The following is an 18477-nucleotide window of genomic DNA, read 5'->3' on the forward strand; positions in this document are numbered from 1 at the left end:
GGCGGCACACCCGAAAATACTGGTAGGAGGTGGTACTTCGATACTGGTGCCGGGCGGATCCCCTCTCGGTACTTGCAGAATTTGCCGCCGCCCACCGTGGGGCGGGGCCGTAATTGGGAGGTACGAGTGACGACCCCTTCGCAAGCCTCGTTTTTCATCGAGGACGCCACCATCGAGCGTTCCGAGAATGCCGCAGCTCCGAGATCCGACGTCGTAGTCAAGGGACGAAATGTCGAGATCCCCGATCACTTCCGAATCTACGTTTCGGAAAAGCTGGCGCGACTCGAACACTTCGACCCCTCCATATTCCACTTCGACGTGGAACTCCAACATGAACGCAACCGACGACAGGCCAAGAGTTGCCAGCGCGTCGAGATCACCGCTCGAGGTAAAGGCCCGGTGGCCCGAGCCGAAGCGTCCGCAGACAGCTTCTACGCCGCCTTCGAATCGGTGATCGACAAGCTCGAGAGTCGCCTCCGTCGAACCAAGGACCGCAAGAAGGTCCATTACGGCGACAAGCGACCGGTGTCCGTCGCGGAGGCAACCGCCTCCCTCGTCGACGCAGACTCGCTCGGAGTCACACCGGACATTTCGCTGAACGGCCAAGAGCCGGACGAGTACGACGGCCCGGGACGCGTGGTCCGCACGAAGGATCACCCGGCCGAGCCGATGACCATCGACGACGCTCTGTACGAGATGGAACTGGTCGGACACGACTTCTTTCTCTTCCATGACAAGGAGTCGGACAAGCCGTCCGTCGTCTACCGTCGTCACGCTTTCGACTACGGATTGATCCGCCTGACATGACCCAATCGGTGGTGGGTTTGCTCGCTCGCCGCCGGTAGCGCCTACCATGGAATCCGGCCGGAGTTTTCGGACCCCGGCCGGATTTTCAGTGTGTGACCCCTGTCGCCGAAGATTGAGGACGAAGAAGACTGTGCCGTCGCTGTCGCTATCGAAGCTGCTCCGTGTTGGTGAAGGTCGCATGGTCAAGCGGCTCAAGCACATCGCCGAGCATGTGGAATCTCTGTCGCCCGATGTCGAAGGCCTGACAGACGAGCAACTCAAAGCCAAGACCACCGAGTTCCGTGAGCGCTACGCCGCCGGGGAAACCCTCGACGAGTTGCTGCCCGAGGCATTCTCCGTGGCCCGCGAGGCGTCGTGGCGCGTGATCGACCAGAAGCACTTCCACGTGCAGATCATGGGCGGCGCGGCCTTGCACTTCGGCAACGTCGCCGAGATGAAGACCGGTGAGGGCAAGACCCTGACCTGTGTTCTTCCGGCATACCTCAACGCGATCGCCGGCGACGGCGTCCACGTGGTCACGGTCAACGACTACCTCGCCAAGCGTGACTCCGAGTGGATGGGTCGCGTTCACCGCGCCCTTGGTCTCGAGACCAGTGTGATTCTCTCGGGTATGACGCCGGCCGAGCGCCGCGTCGCCTACGCAGCCGACATCACGTACGGCACCAACAACGAGTTCGGCTTCGACTACCTGCGCGACAACATGACGCATTCGCTGGACGACCTGGTCCAGCGTGGCCACGCGTTTGCCATCGTCGACGAGGTCGACTCGATCCTCATCGACGAAGCCCGAACCCCGCTCATCATCTCGGGCCCCGCCGACGGCTCCAGCAAGTGGTACAGCGAGTTCGCTCGCATCGCGCCGCTGCTGAAGAAGGACGTCCACTACGAGGTCGACATCCGCAAGCGCACCATCGGTGTGCACGAGGCGGGCGTCGAACTGGTCGAGGACCAGCTCGGTATCGACAACCTGTACGAAGCCGCGAATTCTCCGCTGGTGAGCTACTTGAACAACGCGATCAAGGCCAAAGAGCTCTACACCAAGGACAAGGACTACATCGTCCGCGACGGTGAGGTCATCATCGTCGACGAGTTCACCGGCCGCGTGCTGGTCGGCCGTCGCTACAACGAGGGCATGCACCAGGCGATCGAGGCCAAGGAGAAGGTGGAGATCAAGGCGGAGAATCAGACTCTCGCCACCATCACGCTGCAGAACTACTTCCGTTTGTACGACAAGTTGTCGGGCATGACGGGTACCGCCGAGACGGAAGCTGCCGAGCTTCACCAGACTTACACCCTCGGTGTGATCCCGATCCCGACCAACCGTCCGATGGTCCGAGTCGACAACGGCGACCTCATCTACAAGACCGAGGAAGCCAAGTTCGACGCGGTGGTCGACGATGTCGTCGAGCGCCACGAGAACGGCCAGCCCGTCCTGATCGGTACCACCAGCGTCGAGCGCTCGGAGTACCTGTCCAAGCAGTTCACCAAGCGCGGCGTTGCACACAACGTCCTCAACGCGAAGTTCCACGAGAAGGAAGCGACCATCATCGCCGAGGCCGGTCGCTCCGGTGCGGTCACCGTCGCGACCAACATGGCCGGCCGCGGTACCGACGTCGTTCTCGGTGGTAACCCGGACATCATCGCGGACATCGCGCTGCGCAAGAAGGGCCTCGATCCGGTCACGACGCCGGACGAGTACGAAGCAGCCTGGGACGCAGTCCTGGACGAGGTCAAGGCTGAGGTCAAGGCAGACGCGGAGAAGGTCCGCGACGCCGGCGGCCTGTACGTTCTGGGTACCGAGCGTCACGAATCGCGTCGTATCGACAACCAGTTGCGCGGTCGTTCCGGACGTCAGGGTGATCCCGGCGAATCGCGGTTCTACCTTTCGCTCGGTGACGAGCTCATGCGTCGCTTCAACGGTTCGGCCCTCGAGTCGATCATGACGCGCCTCAACCTTCCCGACGACGTCCCGATCGAAGCCAAGATGGTCTCGAAGGCCATCAAGAGCGCTCAGACTCAGGTCGAGCAGCAGAACTTCGAAATTCGCAAGAATGTCCTCAAGTACGACGAGGTCATGAACCAGCAGCGAACGGTCATCTACAAGGAGCGCCGCCAGATCCTCGAGGGTGAGGACATGGAGGGCCAGGTCGAGCAGATGATCACTGACGTGGTCACCGCCTACGTCGACGGTGCCACCGCCGAGGGATACGTCGAGGACTGGGATCTCGAGCAGCTGTGGACCGCGCTCAAGACGCTCTACCCGGTCGGCATCGATCACAAGACGTTGGCAGGGGAGGACGGCGCAGGCATCAACAGTGACCTGAGCCGTGACGACCTGCGAACCGCTTTGCTCGAAGACGCCCACGCGGCGTACAAGAAGCGCGAAGCCGAGATCGATGCGATCGCCGGCGAAAACGGTATGCGTGAACTCGAGCGTCGTGTCTTCCTCTCGGTCCTGGACCGCAAGTGGCGTGAGCATCTCTACGAGATGGATTACCTCAAGGAGGGAATCGGTCTGCGTGCGATGGCCCAGCGCGATCCGCTGGTCGAGTACCAGCGCGAGGGTTACGACATGTTCATCGGCATGCTCGACGGATTGAAGGAAGAGTCCGTCGGATTCCTCTTCAACCTGCAGGTCGAGGCAGCTCCGGCGCAGCCCGCGAGCGGAATCTCCGTCACGGCCGGCTCGGCCGCTGCGGCGTCCGCCACGGCGCCCAAGCCGCTCCCGACGCAGGAAGCCGTAGCCAGGACAACCGGAACTGCTGCCCCGACGGCGTTGCGCGCCAAGGGACTTGACGACGAAGGTCCGTCGCGATTGACGTACACCGGCCCGGACGAGGACGGCAAGGCGAAGGCAACGCGGGACTCGGCCGCCGACTCCGGTGACGGGGCCGCCTCGCGCCGCGAACGTCGTGAAGCAGCACGGACGCAGTCGAAGAGCAATCGAGCTCCGAAGTCCAAGCGCAAGCGCTGAGATTCAGTACAGCTGAGCTACCAGCGCAGTTAGTACTCAGCAGGCTGGACGGTCACACCACGTGTAGTGCGGTGACCGTCCAGCCTGTTCCGTCTGTATGGTCGATCCGACCCGCGACGGCAAATGTCTGCGTGCCTCGTGTGTACGTCGCACAGACTTCGGCGGTACTCTTCGACACTGCTTGAACGTGGGTGCGGTGAACGGCCGCGCCGCCCAGCTTCCGGGCCGAAAATTCCGAAGTATAAAGTCGCGCAACAACTTCCAGGACGGACGGCGTCAATACGCCCTTGAGTTGCCGCGGATTTCGTCGCCGGTCGACGGTTTCGAGAACCAGGCGAAGCGATCGGTTCCAGAAGATGTCGGCACCCGCCAACTGCGGTTCCAGCACGTGAGTGAAACCGGCACTGGACGACGTCCCGTTGTGTGGTGTCTTTCGTGGGCGACGCAGCATTCGGTCTGTTCGGCACTGCGCTCGGTCGGGTCGGCACTGCGGCCGCGTAAGCGCGACGGTATGCGCGTGAGGCTCGAATTGTGGCGCCGGCTCGAGAATGATTGTGCAGTCCTGCTCCATGACATCCCCCCGGATGATCGTGCGTCCGAGATGGTCGTCTCGGACTTCGCTCCCCCGAGCGATGGTGAGAAGCATGACACGAAACGCTCGAGATGTCGCCGTGATCACCATCGCGACTTAGGGTGATGGCGTGCGGGGACTTCTGTTGGATGTCGGTGGCGTGCTGTTCGGTCCGGGATCGGATCTCGACGGCTTGAGCGAGGTCGTGCGCGCGGTGAAGGCCCGCGGAATCGTGACGGGAATCGTCAGCAACGATCCCGGCGGTGCCAATGCTCAGTGGTTGCGGGACCTCGGAGACGGGGTCTTGGTCGACGACGTGATCTTGTCCGGTGATGTCGAGATGGCGAAGCCCGACGCCGAGATCTATCTGTTGGCGGCGAGTCGTTTGGGCGTCGAGCCGGAGGACTTCGTTTTCGTGGATGATCTCGAAATCAACGTCCGGGCGGCGGTGGCAGTCGGGATGGTCGGGGTCCACCACGTCGGCTCGGAATCGACAATCGAGGAGTTGTCGATTCTGTTCGATCTCGGCGACGGAGGGGACACGAAGCCATGGTGAACAGACTGACTACTCAGGATGCTGCTTTCTACTTCCTCGAAGCCGGTACGACGCCGATGCATGTCGGCTCGTTGGGGATCTTCCGGCAACTGCGAAACGGGATCGATCACGAGGAATTGCTTCGTCTGGTCGAAGAGCGGCTCGGATCGGTTCCGCGTTACCGCCAGCGAGTGCGTGAGGTGGCGTTCGGCCTGGCCCGCCCAGTGTGGGTGGACGACTCGGATTTCGACATCACCTATCACGTACGCCGATCGGCTCTGCCCAAACCAGGTTCCGACGAACAGCTGATGGATCTGATCGCGCGGCTGACGTCGAGACCACTCGACAGCACGAGGCCGTTGTGGGAGATGTACCTGGTCGAGGGGCTGACCAGAAACAGATTTGCCATCTTCACGAAGTCTCATTCGTCGTTGGTGGACGGCGAGGCGGCTCCAGAGATCAGTCAGGTGATCTTCGATCCGGAGAAGAATCGAGCGCCAGGCCCCGAAGAATTGTGGATGCCCGCCAGGCCGCCGAGCGATACCAGCCTGTTGGTCAGTGCAATGGCAGATCTCGTGACGAGCCCGGGGGAGGGGATCGCACGGGCGCGTGCAGCGTTCAACGACGTGACCACATCCGTCACCGAGGCTGTGAGTGCACTCGGGAAACTCGCAGAAGTGGTTCGAACGGCGACCCAGGTGGCCCCGTCGAGCCCGCTCAACGCCACCATCTCGCGCAATCGACGCCTTGCGGTGGCCAAGACGTCTCTCGAGGACTATCGACGTATTCGCGCGCGGTACGGGTGCGAGATCAATGACGTGATTCTCACCGTCATCGCAGGTGCGATGCGGAACTGGCTGCTCTCGCGTGGTGAGCCGGTGACCGAGGCGACCATCGTGCGGGCGATGGTGCCCATGTCGGTGTACACGGACGGCCCCGAGAGTCCCGACGTCGACGATCCGCAGGCGCCGGGGCATGTTTCCTCGTTCCTCATCGACCTGCCTGTCGGTGAACCCAACGCGGTTGTTCGGCTCTCTCACGTGGCGCATGCGACGGAGGCATTCGCGCGTCAGGGTCGGCGGGTCACCGCGCAGACGATGGTGCGAATGTCTGGGTTTGCGCCGGCGACGCTGCATGCGATGAGCTCCCGTGCGGCCAGTAGTCTGTCGCAGCGAATGTTCAACTTGATGATCACCAATGCGCCAGGGCCACAGTTCCCGCTCTACCTCGGTGGGGCTCGGATGCTGGAGATGTATCCGGTGTCGCCACTGCTCAAGAATCAGACACTCAGCATCGCCCTGACGTCGTACGACGGAAATGTCTACTACGGTTTGAATGCCGACCGTGACGCGATGTCGGACGTCGACGTCGTTCGTTCGCTGATCTTCGAGTCACTCGAGGAATTGACGGATGCGAGTCGGTGACGAACGAGCATGAAGGTGGTCTCATGAGGGTGTACGTACCGGCGACGGTCGAGATTTTGCAGAAGTTGGTCGCAGATCAGGAGTTCGACCCGATGAGCCGGACGGCTTTTGCGGTCACCCCGACTCTGCGTGAGTCGTACGCGGCGGGCGATGACGACGAGTTGGCCGAGGTCGCCATGGGGGAGGCTGCGCGTGCGTCGCTGCGGCTGATCGCCGGAACCGAGGGTGACGTCACCTTCCGGCGTGCTGTCGTTGCCGCCGACGTCGACGATGCCGATGTGAAGTTGCGGCCCGATCTCGACGATTCTGTAGTTCGATTGGCGGGTCCTGTGACGATGGCTCAGGTTGCATCTGTGCATGTCGACCTCCAACAGGCAGAATCGGACATCGAGCGCGCTGCTGGCATAGTCGACGCGGCGGATCTCGGCGATGCTGATGCCGAGTTCACGCTCGGCGACGCGGAGGACCACGAGTTGGCGTGGTACGCCGCGCAGGAGTTGCCGTTCTTGCTCGACCTGCTGTGAATGTGCTTACCGTGAAGTAACCTACGGTACCGTAACCTGATAACCTACGGTACCGTAGGCAGTGGGTTCGGAAGGTGAGAGGTGGAGGTCTGATGGGTCTGAAGGACTGGATCGAGGCACCGGCAGCGTCGGTAGTTCCGGCAGCGCGGTCGAAGCTCAATCTGCTTCGTGGTGCGGCGGCGCGGCTGACCACACCATTGCTTCCCGACGACTATCTGCACCTCGCAAATCCGTTGTGGTCCGCCCGCGAGCTGCGTGGTCAGATCGTCGAAGTCCGGCCTGAGACCACGGATTCGGCGACCATCGTGATCAAGCCGGGTTGGGGATTCGACTTCAACTACCAGCCGGGGCAGTACATCGGCATCGGTCTGCATATCGACGGACGCTGGCATTGGCGGTCGTACTCACTTACTTCGCCTCCCAACTGGGAGAACAAGCGCATTTCCATCGCGGTCAAGGCCATGCCAGAGGGCTTTCTCTCGAGCCACCTCGTCAGCGGGGCCGTGCCGTCGGGAACCATCGTTCGGCTGGCCACGCCTTCGGGCAACTTCGCGTTGCCGGATCCGCCGCCGGAGAAGATCCTGTTCATCACCGCCGGCAGTGGCATCACTCCGGTCATGGGCATGTTGCGGACGATGAACCGGCGCGGTCAATTGCCCGACGTCATGCACATCCACTCGGCGCCGACGGAATCCGACGTGATGTTCGCCGACGAACTCACGGCACTGCACGCCGAGCACGAGGACTTCGTGAGTCACGTTCAGCTCACGCGCCGCGACGGAAAATTCAAACTCAGTTCTCTCGACACGGTCTGCCCCGACTGGCGTGAGCGCCACACCTGGGCGTGCGGACCCCTTCCGTTGCTCGACGAGCTCGAAGACGTCTGGAAGGCGGAAGGCATCGAGGATCGACTCCATATGGAGCGATTCGCGGTTTCACGCATCGACGCCTCGGCGGACGGCGGCACGGTCACGTTCGAGAAGTCGGGTAAGACGATCACCGTCGACGGCGCGACGACGCTTCTGGAAGCCGGCGAGCAGTCCGGCGCCTTGATGCCCTTCGGTTGCCGCATGGGCATCTGCCAGACGTGTGTTGTGCCTCTCGTCGCCGGCCACGCAATCGACCTACGCTCGGGAAAACAGCACGCGGAGGGCGAGCGGATTCAGACGTGCATCTCCGCTGCCGCCGGCGACTGTACGCTGGACGCATAGCTTCTAGGCACACGGAGGACCACGGTGGCCATCACCGATATCAAAGAGTTTTCGCACCTCACCGAGGCCGATGTCGAAGCTCTCGGACGTGAACTCGATCAGATTCGACTCGACATCGAAGACTCTCGTGGAATCCGGGACGCCCGCTACATTCGTCGCGTCATTCGCGTCCAGCGGGCGTTGGAGCTCGGTGGGCGTATCGCGCTGTTCGGCAGTCGGTACCGACCGGCATGGCTGGTCGGCACGACCCTGCTGAGCCTGTCGAAGATCATCGAGAACATGGAGCTCGGGCATAACGTCATGCACGGGCAATGGGACTGGATGAACGATCCCGAGATTCACTCCGTTTCGTGGGAGTGGGATCAGACCGGTCCTTCCGAGCACTGGAAGCGTGCGCACAACTACCAGCACCACACGTACACCAACGTCGTCGGGATGGACGAGGACCTCGGTTTCGGGATCCTGCGTATGACGCGTGACGAGCCGTGGAAGCCGATCAACCTCTTCCAGCCGATCGCCAACGTGATCTTGGCGGCCACGTTCGAGTGGGGCATCGCGCTGCACGACCTCACGGCGGCAGCGGAGTTGGAGGGCGCGGAAAAGGGGCAACTGAACTCGCAGGCGAACAAAGACTTCGCGCGCAAGATCTTTCGTCAGGTGGGCAAGGACTTCATCTTGTTCCCCGCGCTGACGGGGCCGGCGTGGAAGTCGACCATGACGGCCAATGCCACCGCGAATCTCGTGCGCAACCTGTGGGCGTACGTCGTCATCTTCTGTGGTCACTTCCCGGACGGCGCCGAGAAGTTCACCGTTGCCGAATTCGAGCAGGAGACTCGTCACGAGTGGTACCTGCGCCAGATGCTCGGTAGCGCGAACTTCAATTCGGGCAAGCTCATGGGACTCATGAGTGGCAACCTGAGCTACCAGATCGAGCACCACGTCTTCCCTGATCTGCCGAGCAACCGCTACCCCGAAATTGCCGTGAAGATGCGTGCATTGTGCGAGAAGTTCGATCTCCCGTACACCACCGGTTCGCTCTTCAAGCAGTATCTCCTGGCGCTGCGCACGATCCACAAGCTGGCCTTGCCGGACAAGTGGCTGACTGCGACCTCGGATAATGCTCCGGAAACGTCCTCGGAACTACGGTTCCGTGACTCAGGGTTCCGGGACGCAGCCATGGCGATGGTCGAGGACCTGCGTACCGATCCGGTCACCGGCAAGCGCCTCGGATTGTTGACCGCACTCAAGTCGCAGGCGCGTTCTCGCATGCCGAAGCGCCGGAAGTGATATAGGTTACATCGGGAAAAACCTAACCTACGGTGCCGTAAGTTACGCTACAGTAGGTGCAGTTGATCTGAACGATTCGAAGTCATGATCGTTCTGCACTTACTACTTTGCGCCTAACTCACTGCTAGGAGGCTTTCCATGGCGATTGCAGATGTCAAGGAATATGCACATCTCACGGACGCCGACATCGAGGCGCTCGGCCGCGAACTCGACGCGATTCGTCGCGACATCGAGGAGTCGCGCGGCGAGAAGGACGCGCGCTACGTGCGCAACGTCATTCGCCTGCAGCGTTCACTCGAAATCGGCGGCCGCGCAGTGCTTTTCGCCAGCCGTCGCCGTCCGGCGTGGCTCGCCGGAGTTGGCCTGCTGACGCTCTCGAAGATCATCGAGAACATGGAACTCGGGCACAACGTGATGCACGGTCAGTGGGACTGGATGAACGACCCGGAGATCCACTCCACCTCGTGGGAGTGGGACGTCACCGGCCCGTCTGCGCACTGGAAGCAGACCCACAACTACCTGCATCACAAGTACACCAACGTCCTCGGAATGGACGACGACGTCGGATACGGACTCCTGCGCGTCACCCGCGATCAGCGATGGAAGCCCTTCAACGCCGGCAATCTGGTCTACAACACGCTGCTCGCGCTGTTCTTCGAGTACGGCATCGCCGCACAGCACCTCGAGCTCGGCAAGGTGGCCAAGGGCCGCGCCGACAAGGAAGAGACCCAGCGCAAGCTCCGCGAGGTCGGCGAGAAGATTGGCAAGCAGGTCCTGCGCGACTACGTCATCTACCCGGCCATCACCGGCCCGGCGTGGAAGAGCACGTTGTCGGCCAACTTCACCGCCAATACCCTGCGGAACGTGTGGACCAACGCGGTCATCTTCTGCGGTCACTTCCCGGACGGTGCCGAGAAGTTCACCAAGGAAGACATCGACAAGGAAACGCAGGCTCAGTGGTACCTGCGTCAGATGCTCGGTAGCGCCAACATCGAGGGCAGCGCGCTCATGGACTTCATGACGGGCAACCTGAGCTACCAGATCGAGCATCACCTGTTCCCCGATCTGCCCAGCAACCGCTACAAGGACATCGCGGTCACGGTGCGTCAGCTCGCGGACAAGTACGACCTGCCGTACACGACGGGCCCACTTGCCGTGCAGTACGCCAAGTCCTGGCGCACCATCGCCAAGCTGTCGCTGCCCAACAAGTACCTCAAGGACACCGTCGACAATGCGCCCGAGACGGCGTCGGAGCGGATGTTCGACGGCGAACTTACGTCGACTGTCGATCCCGTGACCGGGCGTCGTAACGGTCTCAAGAGCGCCATCGCACGTAAGCGCAAGAGTGGAAAGCTGCGCAGCCTTCTCGGCCTGCGCTGATTTCCCGCCTGCGCTGACCAGACGCAACAAGCGGCCCGACACCATTCGACATGGTGCCGGGCCGCTTTGCTGTTCTCGCGCTGGGGCGTCGTGCAGGGGTGTCGCTCAGTACTGATCGTTGGACTTGATCGCTTCCAGCAGTTGTCGCACAGCGACGACGCGTCGAGCGGATTTGCCCTCCAGCAGGTCGAGCTTGCATTCGGGGTCTGCCGGCGGCCCGAGGTGCGTGCATCCGCGCGGGCAATCCTCGATCGCCGCAGCGAGATCCGAGAATGCAGCCACCACGTTCTCGGGCGAGATGTGCGCCAGACCAAACGAACGGATGCCAGGGGTGTCGATCACCCAGCCGCCACCGGCGAGGGGGAGTGCCACCGATTGCGTCGATGTGTGCCGGCCCTTGCCGACGCCGGATACGATGCCGACCGCTCGATTGGCATCGGGGACAAGGCGATTGACCAATGTCGACTTTCCGACGCCGGAATGTCCGATCAGGGCGGTCAACTTGTGCTCGAGGATCTGCGTCAGTTCGTCCAGGGGATCGTCGCGACCGGCGACGACCACTTGGATGTCGAGGTCGGCGAATGTGCTCGCGAATTCCTCGGGTGGTTCGAGGTCGCTCTTGGTCAGGCAGACGATCGGTGTCAGGCCACCCACGTAGGCGGCGACCAGTGCGCGCTCGACAAAACCGGTGCGCGGTGGGGGATCGGCGAGTGCTACGACGATGAGCAACTGCTCCGCGTTCGCGACGACGATGCGTTCGAAGGGATCGGTGTCGTCGGCCGTCCGTCGCAGAACCGTAGAACGCTCGGAGACCCGGACAATGCGGGCGAGGGTATCGGTTTTGCCGGACAGATCGCCGACGATGTCCACCTGATCGCCGACGACGATGGGGGTGCGGCCAAGTTCGCGGGCGCGCATCGTGACGATCAGCCGGTCGGGATCGCCGCCGAGGACGCAACCCCAACGGCCACGATCCTTCGACACCACCATCCCCGATTCGGCCGAGAGATGTTCGGGCCGAGTCTTCGTACGGGGGCGGGATCCGCGGCCGGGACGTACCCGGACGTCGGACTCGTCGTACTGCCGCGGACTCAGAAGCTTGCCTTCGGTGTCGCCGGCGAACTCTCGAGCATGTCGATCCACATGTTCTCGAAGCCGGGCAGTGTCTTGGCTGTGGTTCCGACATCGTCGACGTCGACGCCGTCGACGACCAGGCCGATGATGGCGCCGGCTGTTGCCATGCGGTGGTCGGCATACGAGAGCCATTGTCCGCCATGGAGTTCCGCGGGAACGATCGTCAGGCCGTCGTCGGTTTCGGTGACGGAACCGCCGAGCTTGTTGATCTCGTCGGCGAGGGCAGCCAGACGGTCGGTCTCGTGCCCGCGCAGGTGTGCAATACCTCGCAGATGCGAGGTGCCCTCGGCGAGAGCGGCCAGGGCCGCGACGGTGGGGGTCAGCTCTCCCACGTCGTGGAGGTCGATGTCGATGCCGCGCAGTTTCTCCGGGCCGCGAACGGTCAGCACGCCGTCGGCAAGAGTGACGTCGGCGCCCATCGAGGCGAGGATCCCGCGGATCGCGTCGCCGGGCTGCGTCGTCGACGACGGCCACATCGGGACGCTGACGGTTCCGCCGGTAACAGCGGCTGCGGCCAGGAACGGTGTGGCGTTGGAGAGATCGGGTTCGATCGCCCAGTCCACGGCGCGCACCGGCCCCGGTGCCACCCGCCACGTGTCTGCGTCTCCGCCCGTGGCCGGTGTCGTCACGGAAACTCCGGCTCGGCGGAGCATCTCGACGGTCATGTCGATGTGTGGCATGGACGGGACGGGCTTGCCGTCGTGGTGAACGGTGACACCCTCTTCGAAGGCAGCAGCCGAGAGCAGGAGACCGGAGACGAACTGCGACGAGCCGGATGCGTCGATGGTGACCGTTCCTCCGCGTAGGGATCCGGTTCCGGTGACGGTGAACGGGAGTGCGTCACCCTCGATCCGAGCGCCGAGACCGCGCAGTGCCTCCAAGATGGTGCCGAGGGGGCGTGTGCGTGCTTGCTCGTCGCCGTCGAAGCGGACGATGCCGTCGGCCATCGCGGCGAGTGGCGGCAGGAAGCGCATCACGGTGCCGGCCAGGCCGCAGTCGACCTCGCCGCCGCGCAGGGGCCCAGGGGTGATGCGAAGCGTGGTCGGATCGCCGGCTTCCTCGATGCCGATGCCGAGGTCACGCAGAGCTGCGATCATCAGGTCGGCGTCACGGCTGCGAAGTGCACCGGTGATCGTGGACGGGCCATCCGCAAGTGCGGCAAGAATCAGAGCTCGATTGGTGATGGACTTGGATCCGGGCAGCGTCACCACTGCATCGACGGGTGCTTGGGCCCTCGGGGCGCTCCACAGACTCAGACTCACATGGTCCATCTTCTCTCATCGGTGGGGGAATGGTCGAAACCGTGCCACCCTGGGTGTCATGTGCGGAAGGTATGCGACCACAGCGGACCCGGCCACCCTGGCGGTGGAACTCGATGCGCTCGACGAGACGGACCACTCGGCGCCCGTCGAAGCCGATTACAACGTGGCCCCCACGACCGAGGTGTTGACCGTCGTCGAACGCCACGATCGGGAGAACCCCGACAGCGATCCGACCAAGAGGATTCGGCGGATGCGGTGGGGATTGGTGCCGTCGTGGACCAAGGAACTGGGCAAAGGCCCGGTCCTGTTCAACGCCCGCGCCGACTCGCTGGCGGAGAAGCCGGCGTTTCGGACCGCCTTCAAGTTCAAGCGTTGCCTGGTCCCCATGGACGGGTGGTACGAGTGGCAGACCGAGGCCACCGGCGGGAAAAAGGCAGCGAAGATTCCTTACTACATGCACCCCGACGACGGATCACGGCTGTTCATGGCGGGCGTGTGGTCTGCCTGGCGGGACCCGAGGGTCGAGAACGCGAGCCCCGTCCTGAGCTGCTCGATCGTCACAGTCGACTCTCTCGGTCACCTCGAGCAGGTTCACGACCGCATGCCCCTCGCCCTGCCTCGTGACCGCTGGGAGGCGTGGCTCGATCCCGACAACACCGTCGATTCGGCTCTGCTCGAACCGGTGCCGGACCTCTTCGAGCGGATCGACGTCGATCGAGTCCGGCCGCTGGTCAACAGTGTCAAGAACAACGGGCACGAGTTGATCGAGCCGGACGTCGACCGTGCCGGCGAGCAGATCAGCCTGCTCTAGTGGTCAGCCGAGAGCCCAGGTAACGGTCACCTCGAACGAGACCTGCTGGGTTCCCGGGGCGAGAACCATGTCGGACATCGAGGCGTCGGGAGCGCGCATGGTCTGACCGCCGCTCGTGTCGTGTGCCTCGGTGATGGTCACGACGTTCTCGAGCGACGTACCGGACAGATCCGCGTACTGCTCGGCACGGTTCTTCGCGTCCTCGAAGGCCCGGGTGCGAGCGTCGGCCAGAAGCTGAGAGTCGTCGTCGATGGCGAAGGCGACGTTGCCGAGCCGTGCCGCGTTTCCGCCCGCCGCGATGCCGGCGTCCAGGACAGAAGAGGCCTTGTCGAGATCGCGTACGACGATTCGTACCGAGTTGGTTGCCCGGTAGCCGGTCACGTTGCCGCCGACGAACGGTCCGCCGCTGGCGTCGTACTGCGGCTGGACGGACAGATCGCTTGTCTGCACGTCCTCGGGGGCCACACCGGCGGCGACTATCGCGTCGATCATCTGACGGGCCTTGTCATTCGCCTCCGAGACCGCTCCCGATACATCCGGGGCAACCACCTCGATGCCGATGTCGGCATTGAGGATGTCCGGCGCCCCGCGGACCTGCCCTGATCCGACTACCGTGACTTCCTTGGCGGCATTGTCCGAACTCCCGCAGGCCGTCAGCGAGACGGTGAGAGCTGCCGCTGCAGCGGTCAGTGCAAGAGTTTTCAGGTGTGGTCGCATGGTGAGACCGTAGCGACCGGATACTCAGCCCGCCGTGATTTGCGCCGTGACCGCGCCACTCAACTGCGCGAGGTCCGTCGGAGCCAGCTCGATCTCGAGCCCGCGTCGACCGGCGCTGCAGAGAATGCGGTCCCAGTCGAGCGCCGACGCATCGATCACGGTCGGCAGTTTCTTGCGTTGGCCGAGCGGTGAGATACCGCCGAAGACGTAGCCGCTCGAGCGCTCGGCTTCGGCGCGATCGGCCATGACGGCTTTGCTTGCACCGAGGGCAGCGGCTGCGGCTTTGAGCGAGAGCTTGTTCGGGACCGGCAGGACCGCGACGGCGAGCTTGCCGGTGTCGAGTTTGACGACCAAGGTCTTGAAGATCTGTGCGGCCTCGACGCCTGTCGACTCTGCCAGTGCAGTGACCGCCTCGTCGCCGAAAGATTCGGCGCGAGGATCGTGGTCGTAGCTGTGAACGCGGTGCGGTGTCTTCGACTTGTCGAGAAGTACGGTCGCAGGGGTCGCTGTTCCGGCCATGAGGAACACCCTATGTGGATCGCCGACAGGTACATCCGACCAGGCCGGGAACAGAGTCGCAGACTCCCGTGTTGGTACCAGTTGATGAAACTTGTCCCGAGAAGCGAAGGAGCGACCGTGCTGGCTGTGTGTGAGCCACCACCGGCCCGTGGGTCGGATCTTCAGTTGGCGGTAACCTTGATCCCTACGGCTAGTGAAGGGATCAGAGTGCTGGAACACGACCGGCCCAAGGACGAACCGTCAGGGGTAACTGAACCTATCGACGGCGCTGTGTCCGAAACGCCCGAAACTGCGGATGAGTTGATTGCCCGGTTCGAGCGCGACGCGCTCCCGCTGCTCGACCAGTTGTACGGCGCTGCCCTGCGCATGACGCGGAATCCGGCTGATGCCGAGGATCTCGTGCAGGAGACGTACGTCAAGGCGTACACCGCTTTCCGTTCGTTCCGTGCCGGTACCAACCTGAAAGCCTGGCTGTACCGGATTCTCACGAACACCTACATCAACTCGTACCGCAAGAAGCAGCGCCAACCCGCGCAGTATCCGACGGACGAGATCACCGACTGGCAGTTGGCCGCCACCGCCGAGCACACCTCGACGGGGCTGCGATCGGCCGAGGTGGAGGCGCTCGACGCGTTGCCTGACGACGACATCAAGGCGGCGCTGCAGTCGCTTCCCGAGGAATTCCGTATGGCCGTGTACTACGCCGATGTCGAAGGATTCCCGTACAAGGAGATCGCGGAGATCATGGGCACACCCATCGGAACGGTGATGTCGCGACTGCACCGTGGTCGCAAGCAATTGCGTGGTCTCTTGGCCGATGTCGCAAAAGACCGGGGATTCAATCGGGACGGCGCGGTCGACACAGCCACAGTCGCAGCCACCGAGACGGAAGGTGTCACACGATGAGTGAGCAGGACGAATTCGAAAGGCTCGACTGCTCGGCAGTCATCGCCGACGTCTGGTTGATGCTCGACGGAGAATGCGACGATTCAAGTCGTGCTCGCCTGCAGCGTCATATCGACGATTGTGGATCGTGCCTCGAGGCCTACGGGATCGAGGAGAAGGTCAAGAGCCTGATCAACCGTAAGTGCGGTGGAGACCACGCGCCGGAAAGCCTGCGTCAGCGGCTCACCGTCGAGTTGCGTCGGACCATCGTCATAACGACTACCGAAACCGACAGCTAGCCCGTCAGCGAAGATCTGAGCGGCAGCAGTCGGAAGGCAGTAACGCCGAGGGGCGGGGAAGCAATGCTTCCCCGCCCCTCGGACGTTTTGTTGCGCTACATGTCAGGCGTTTGGACGCTTGCCATGGTTAGCGGCGTTGCCCTTACGGCTGCGCTTCTTACGACCACGCTTACCCATGATTGGTCTCCCTTCTGTTTCTTTCGCGTCATTGTTTCACGCCGATGCCGGTGTGGTTCCATTGGCAGGTCGATCGAGTGATCCGTCGACGTATTTTCGTGGTCAGAGTGCAGTTCCGACAGAAGTGAGGTTCACGATGGCAGAAGACGTGCGCGCCGAGATGGTTTCGACGGTCTACCAGGTCGTCGTGAGCGAGGGAGACGTCGTTGCGGACGGCGACACCCTGGTCATCCTCGAATCCATGAAGATGGAGATTCCCGTCCTGGCCGAAGTTCCGGGAACGGTGACGACGGTGGGCGTCAAGGTCGGCGACGTGATTCAGCAAGGCGATCTGATCGCCGTGATCTCCTAAGCCGGACGATGTCCACTCTCAGTGACCTCCTCGCCGAACACACCGATCTTCCCGGTGCGGCGGTCGACCATCTCCAGCGCGTCGTGGGGGAGTGGCAACTGCTCGCCGACCTTTCCTTTGCCGACGTTCTCCTGTGGGTGGGCACCGAATCGGAGAAGAACCGATCCGAGGGGACGGTCATCTGCGTCGCGCATTGCCGGCCGACAACGGCATCGACGGCTTTTCCGGAGGACGCGGTCGGAACGGTCGTTTCCGAGTCCGAGCACCCGCAGGTTCTTCGCGCTCTCGTCGAGGGCCGCGTCGTGCGCGGGGAAGACGAGACGTGGCGTGAAGGAATGCCGCCGCGTCGGGAAGCCGTTCCGGTGCGTCTGGACGGGCGAGTCATCGCGGTTCTGAGCCGCGACACCAACCTGTCGCACCAGCGAGCGCAGAGTCCGCTCGAGCTCGCGTATCTCGATTGCGCCGAAGACCTGTGTCAGATGATCAGCGACGGAACCTTCCCGATCCGAGAATCGCGCTCCGACACGAACTCGAGCCCACGTGCGGGCGACGGCTTCATCCGTCTCGATACCGAAGGCACCGTCGTCTATGCCAGCCCGAACGCGCTCTCGGCCTATCACCGGATGGGTCTGAGTTCGGATCTGGTGGGCCAAGACCTCGCGGCGTTGACCCGTTCGTTGGTCACCGACCCGTTCGAGTCTCAGGAAGCTGCGGGATACATCCGAGATACGTTGGCGGACAAGCCCGGTCGCCGTATGGAAATCGAGGCGCGCGGGGCGACCGTTCTGCTGCGAGCCCTGGTTCTCAAGCCGGGCGGCCGGCATGTCGGTGCGGCGGTCGTCGTCCGCGACGTCACCGAGGTCAAGCGTCGTGATCGCGCTCTCCTGAGCAAGGACGCAACCATCCGCGAGATTCACCATCGAGTGAAGAACAACCTGCAAACAGTCGCGGCGCTTCTGCGTCTACAGGCCAGGCGAACCGGCAACGACGAAGCGCGACAGGCGTTGACAGAGTCGGTGAGGCGCGTGACGTCCATCGCCCTCGTTCACGACACCTTGTCGATGTCGGTGGACGAAGAGGTGGATCTCGACGAGGTGATCGACCGGTTGGTTCCCATGCTTTCCGATGTCGCGGGAGTGGGTGTGCCGGTGGCGATTCGGCGTGAGGGCAGTTTCGGAGTGTTCTCCGCCGAGCGCGCCACCCCGCTGGTCATGGTGCTGACGGAGTTGGTGCAGAACGCGATCGAGCACGCTTTCGATCCGGGAGTGACCGGCACGGTCACACTCAGCGCCGAGCGTTCTGCGCGCTGGTTGGACGTGATCATCCACGACAACGGGCGCGGCCTGCCGGAGAACTTCGACCTCGAGAAGTCCGATCGGCTCGGACTCCAGATCGTGCGGACTTTGCTGGGCGCCGAACTCGGTGGCTCGCTCGGACTGCACCCGGGAAGCGGTGGCGGCACCGACGCGGTTCTGCGTGTGCCGCTCGGTAGACGCACTGCGCGTTACTGATTCGAGCAGCGTTAGCGATTCGAGCAGACAAAAAGCCCGACACCATGTGGTGTCGGGCTGTCGTCTTCGACTGTGCGGAGGGGCTGTTCTCCGCCGC

Annotated in this window: 18 protein-coding genes; 13 read left to right on the forward strand and 5 right to left on the reverse strand. The window is 63.1% G+C overall.

Going from position 1 to position 18477, the window contains the following annotated elements; genetic code table 11:
* The first annotated feature begins 126 nt into the window (after positions 1-126).
* Both raiA and secA read left to right on the forward strand, forming a co-directional pair.
* Positions 127-807: a ribosome-associated translation inhibitor RaiA gene (gene raiA, locus FEZ59_RS27160; RefSeq protein ID WP_003940893.1), complete on the forward strand. Its 681-nt coding sequence runs from the start codon at positions 127-129 to the stop codon at positions 805-807.
* A 130-nt stretch (positions 808-937) separates the two neighbouring features.
* Positions 938-3781, forward strand: a complete 2844-nt coding sequence (gene secA, locus FEZ59_RS27165) for a preprotein translocase subunit SecA (protein WP_172933455.1) — start codon at positions 938-940, stop codon at positions 3779-3781.
* Between the two features lie 52 nt (positions 3782-3833).
* Here secA and FEZ59_RS27170 read toward each other — a convergent pair whose 3' ends face one another.
* On the reverse strand, positions 3834-4427 hold the full coding sequence (locus FEZ59_RS27170; protein WP_020723642.1) for an Rv3235 family protein: 594 nt from the start codon (positions 4425-4427) through the stop codon (positions 3834-3836).
* 55 nt (positions 4428-4482) lie between these two features.
* On the opposite strand from FEZ59_RS27170, the gene FEZ59_RS27175 reads away from it, so the two are divergent.
* The 6 genes from FEZ59_RS27175 to FEZ59_RS27200 all read left to right on the forward strand — a co-directional run bounded on the left by FEZ59_RS27175 (position 4483) and on the right by FEZ59_RS27200 (position 10713).
* Positions 4483-4908 carry an HAD-IA family hydrolase gene (locus tag FEZ59_RS27175; RefSeq protein ID WP_021332567.1) on the forward strand — a complete coding sequence of 142 codons (426 nt, stop codon included), beginning with the start codon at positions 4483-4485 and terminating at the stop codon, positions 4906-4908.
* Complete coding sequence (locus FEZ59_RS27180) at positions 4902-6311, forward strand: wax ester/triacylglycerol synthase family O-acyltransferase (protein WP_003940935.1); 1410 nt, start codon at positions 4902-4904, stop codon at positions 6309-6311. Before FEZ59_RS27175 ends, FEZ59_RS27180 begins: the two co-directional genes overlap by 7 nt.
* 23 nt (positions 6312-6334) lie before the next feature.
* A complete protein-coding gene (locus FEZ59_RS27185) occupies positions 6335-6835 on the forward strand; it encodes a hypothetical protein (protein WP_070386989.1) in 501 nt (166 codons plus the stop codon).
* 92 nt (positions 6836-6927) lie between these two features.
* A complete protein-coding gene (locus FEZ59_RS27190) occupies positions 6928-8046 on the forward strand; it encodes a ferredoxin reductase (RefSeq protein WP_003940928.1) in 1119 nt (372 codons plus the stop codon).
* Positions 8047-8070: 24 nt separating this feature from the next.
* On the forward strand, positions 8071-9333 hold the full coding sequence (locus tag FEZ59_RS27195; RefSeq protein ID WP_020907111.1) for an acyl-CoA desaturase: 1263 nt from the start codon (positions 8071-8073) through the stop codon (positions 9331-9333).
* Positions 9334-9471: 138 nt separating this feature from the next.
* Positions 9472-10713, forward strand: a complete 1242-nt coding sequence (locus FEZ59_RS27200) for a fatty acid desaturase (RefSeq protein ID WP_019747790.1) — start codon at positions 9472-9474, stop codon at positions 10711-10713.
* A 105-nt stretch (positions 10714-10818) separates the two neighbouring features.
* Here FEZ59_RS27200 and rsgA read toward each other — a convergent pair whose 3' ends face one another.
* Together rsgA and aroA are read right to left on the reverse strand one after the other, a co-directional pair.
* Positions 10819-11856 carry a ribosome small subunit-dependent GTPase A gene (rsgA, locus tag FEZ59_RS27205; protein WP_007731200.1) on the reverse strand — a complete coding sequence of 346 codons (1038 nt, stop codon included), beginning with the start codon at positions 11854-11856 and terminating at the stop codon, positions 10819-10821.
* Positions 11805-13118, reverse strand: a complete 1314-nt coding sequence (aroA, locus tag FEZ59_RS27210; protein WP_172933456.1) for a 3-phosphoshikimate 1-carboxyvinyltransferase — start codon at positions 13116-13118, stop codon at positions 11805-11807. The genes rsgA and aroA overlap by 52 nt, the downstream gene beginning before the upstream one ends.
* A gap of 49 nt (positions 13119-13167) precedes the next feature.
* Here aroA and FEZ59_RS27215 point away from each other — a divergent pair, with 49 nt between their 5' ends.
* Positions 13168-13920 (forward strand): SOS response-associated peptidase, encoded by a 753-nt coding sequence (locus FEZ59_RS27215; RefSeq protein ID WP_020969226.1) that lies wholly within the window; start codon positions 13168-13170, stop codon positions 13918-13920.
* A gap of 3 nt (positions 13921-13923) precedes the next feature.
* Here FEZ59_RS27215 and FEZ59_RS27220 read toward each other — a convergent pair whose 3' ends face one another.
* Both FEZ59_RS27220 and ybaK read right to left on the reverse strand, forming a co-directional pair.
* Complete coding sequence (locus FEZ59_RS27220; RefSeq protein ID WP_021332569.1) at positions 13924-14637, reverse strand: SIMPL domain-containing protein; 714 nt, start codon at positions 14635-14637, stop codon at positions 13924-13926.
* A gap of 24 nt (positions 14638-14661) precedes the next feature.
* The gene (ybaK, locus tag FEZ59_RS27225) at positions 14662-15156 is read right to left on the reverse strand and encodes a Cys-tRNA(Pro) deacylase (RefSeq protein WP_031330963.1); all 495 of its coding nucleotides are present in this window, start codon (positions 15154-15156) and stop codon (positions 14662-14664) included.
* A gap of 258 nt (positions 15157-15414) precedes the next feature.
* Between ybaK and FEZ59_RS27230 the strand changes: the two genes are divergently transcribed.
* From FEZ59_RS27230 to FEZ59_RS27245, 4 genes are all read left to right on the forward strand, one after another.
* A complete protein-coding gene (locus tag FEZ59_RS27230; RefSeq protein ID WP_085989606.1) occupies positions 15415-16062 on the forward strand; it encodes a sigma-70 family RNA polymerase sigma factor in 648 nt (215 codons plus the stop codon).
* Positions 16059-16340, forward strand: a complete 282-nt coding sequence (gene rsrA / locus FEZ59_RS27235; protein WP_003940722.1) for a mycothiol system anti-sigma-R factor — start codon at positions 16059-16061, stop codon at positions 16338-16340. Before FEZ59_RS27230 ends, rsrA begins: the two co-directional genes overlap by 4 nt.
* Before the next feature lie 313 nt (positions 16341-16653).
* Positions 16654-16869 carry a biotin/lipoyl-binding carrier protein gene (locus FEZ59_RS27240; protein ID WP_007731208.1) on the forward strand — a complete coding sequence of 72 codons (216 nt, stop codon included), beginning with the start codon at positions 16654-16656 and terminating at the stop codon, positions 16867-16869.
* Positions 16870-16877: 8 nt separating this feature from the next.
* Complete coding sequence (locus FEZ59_RS27245; RefSeq protein ID WP_019747797.1) at positions 16878-18380, forward strand: histidine kinase N-terminal domain-containing protein; 1503 nt, start codon at positions 16878-16880, stop codon at positions 18378-18380.
* Positions 18381-18477 lie beyond the last annotated feature (97 nt).

The organism is Rhodococcus sp. MS13, from assembly GCF_013277835.1.
GTDB classification, from domain to species: domain Bacteria; phylum Actinomycetota; class Actinomycetes; order Mycobacteriales; family Mycobacteriaceae; genus Rhodococcus_F; species Rhodococcus_F erythropolis.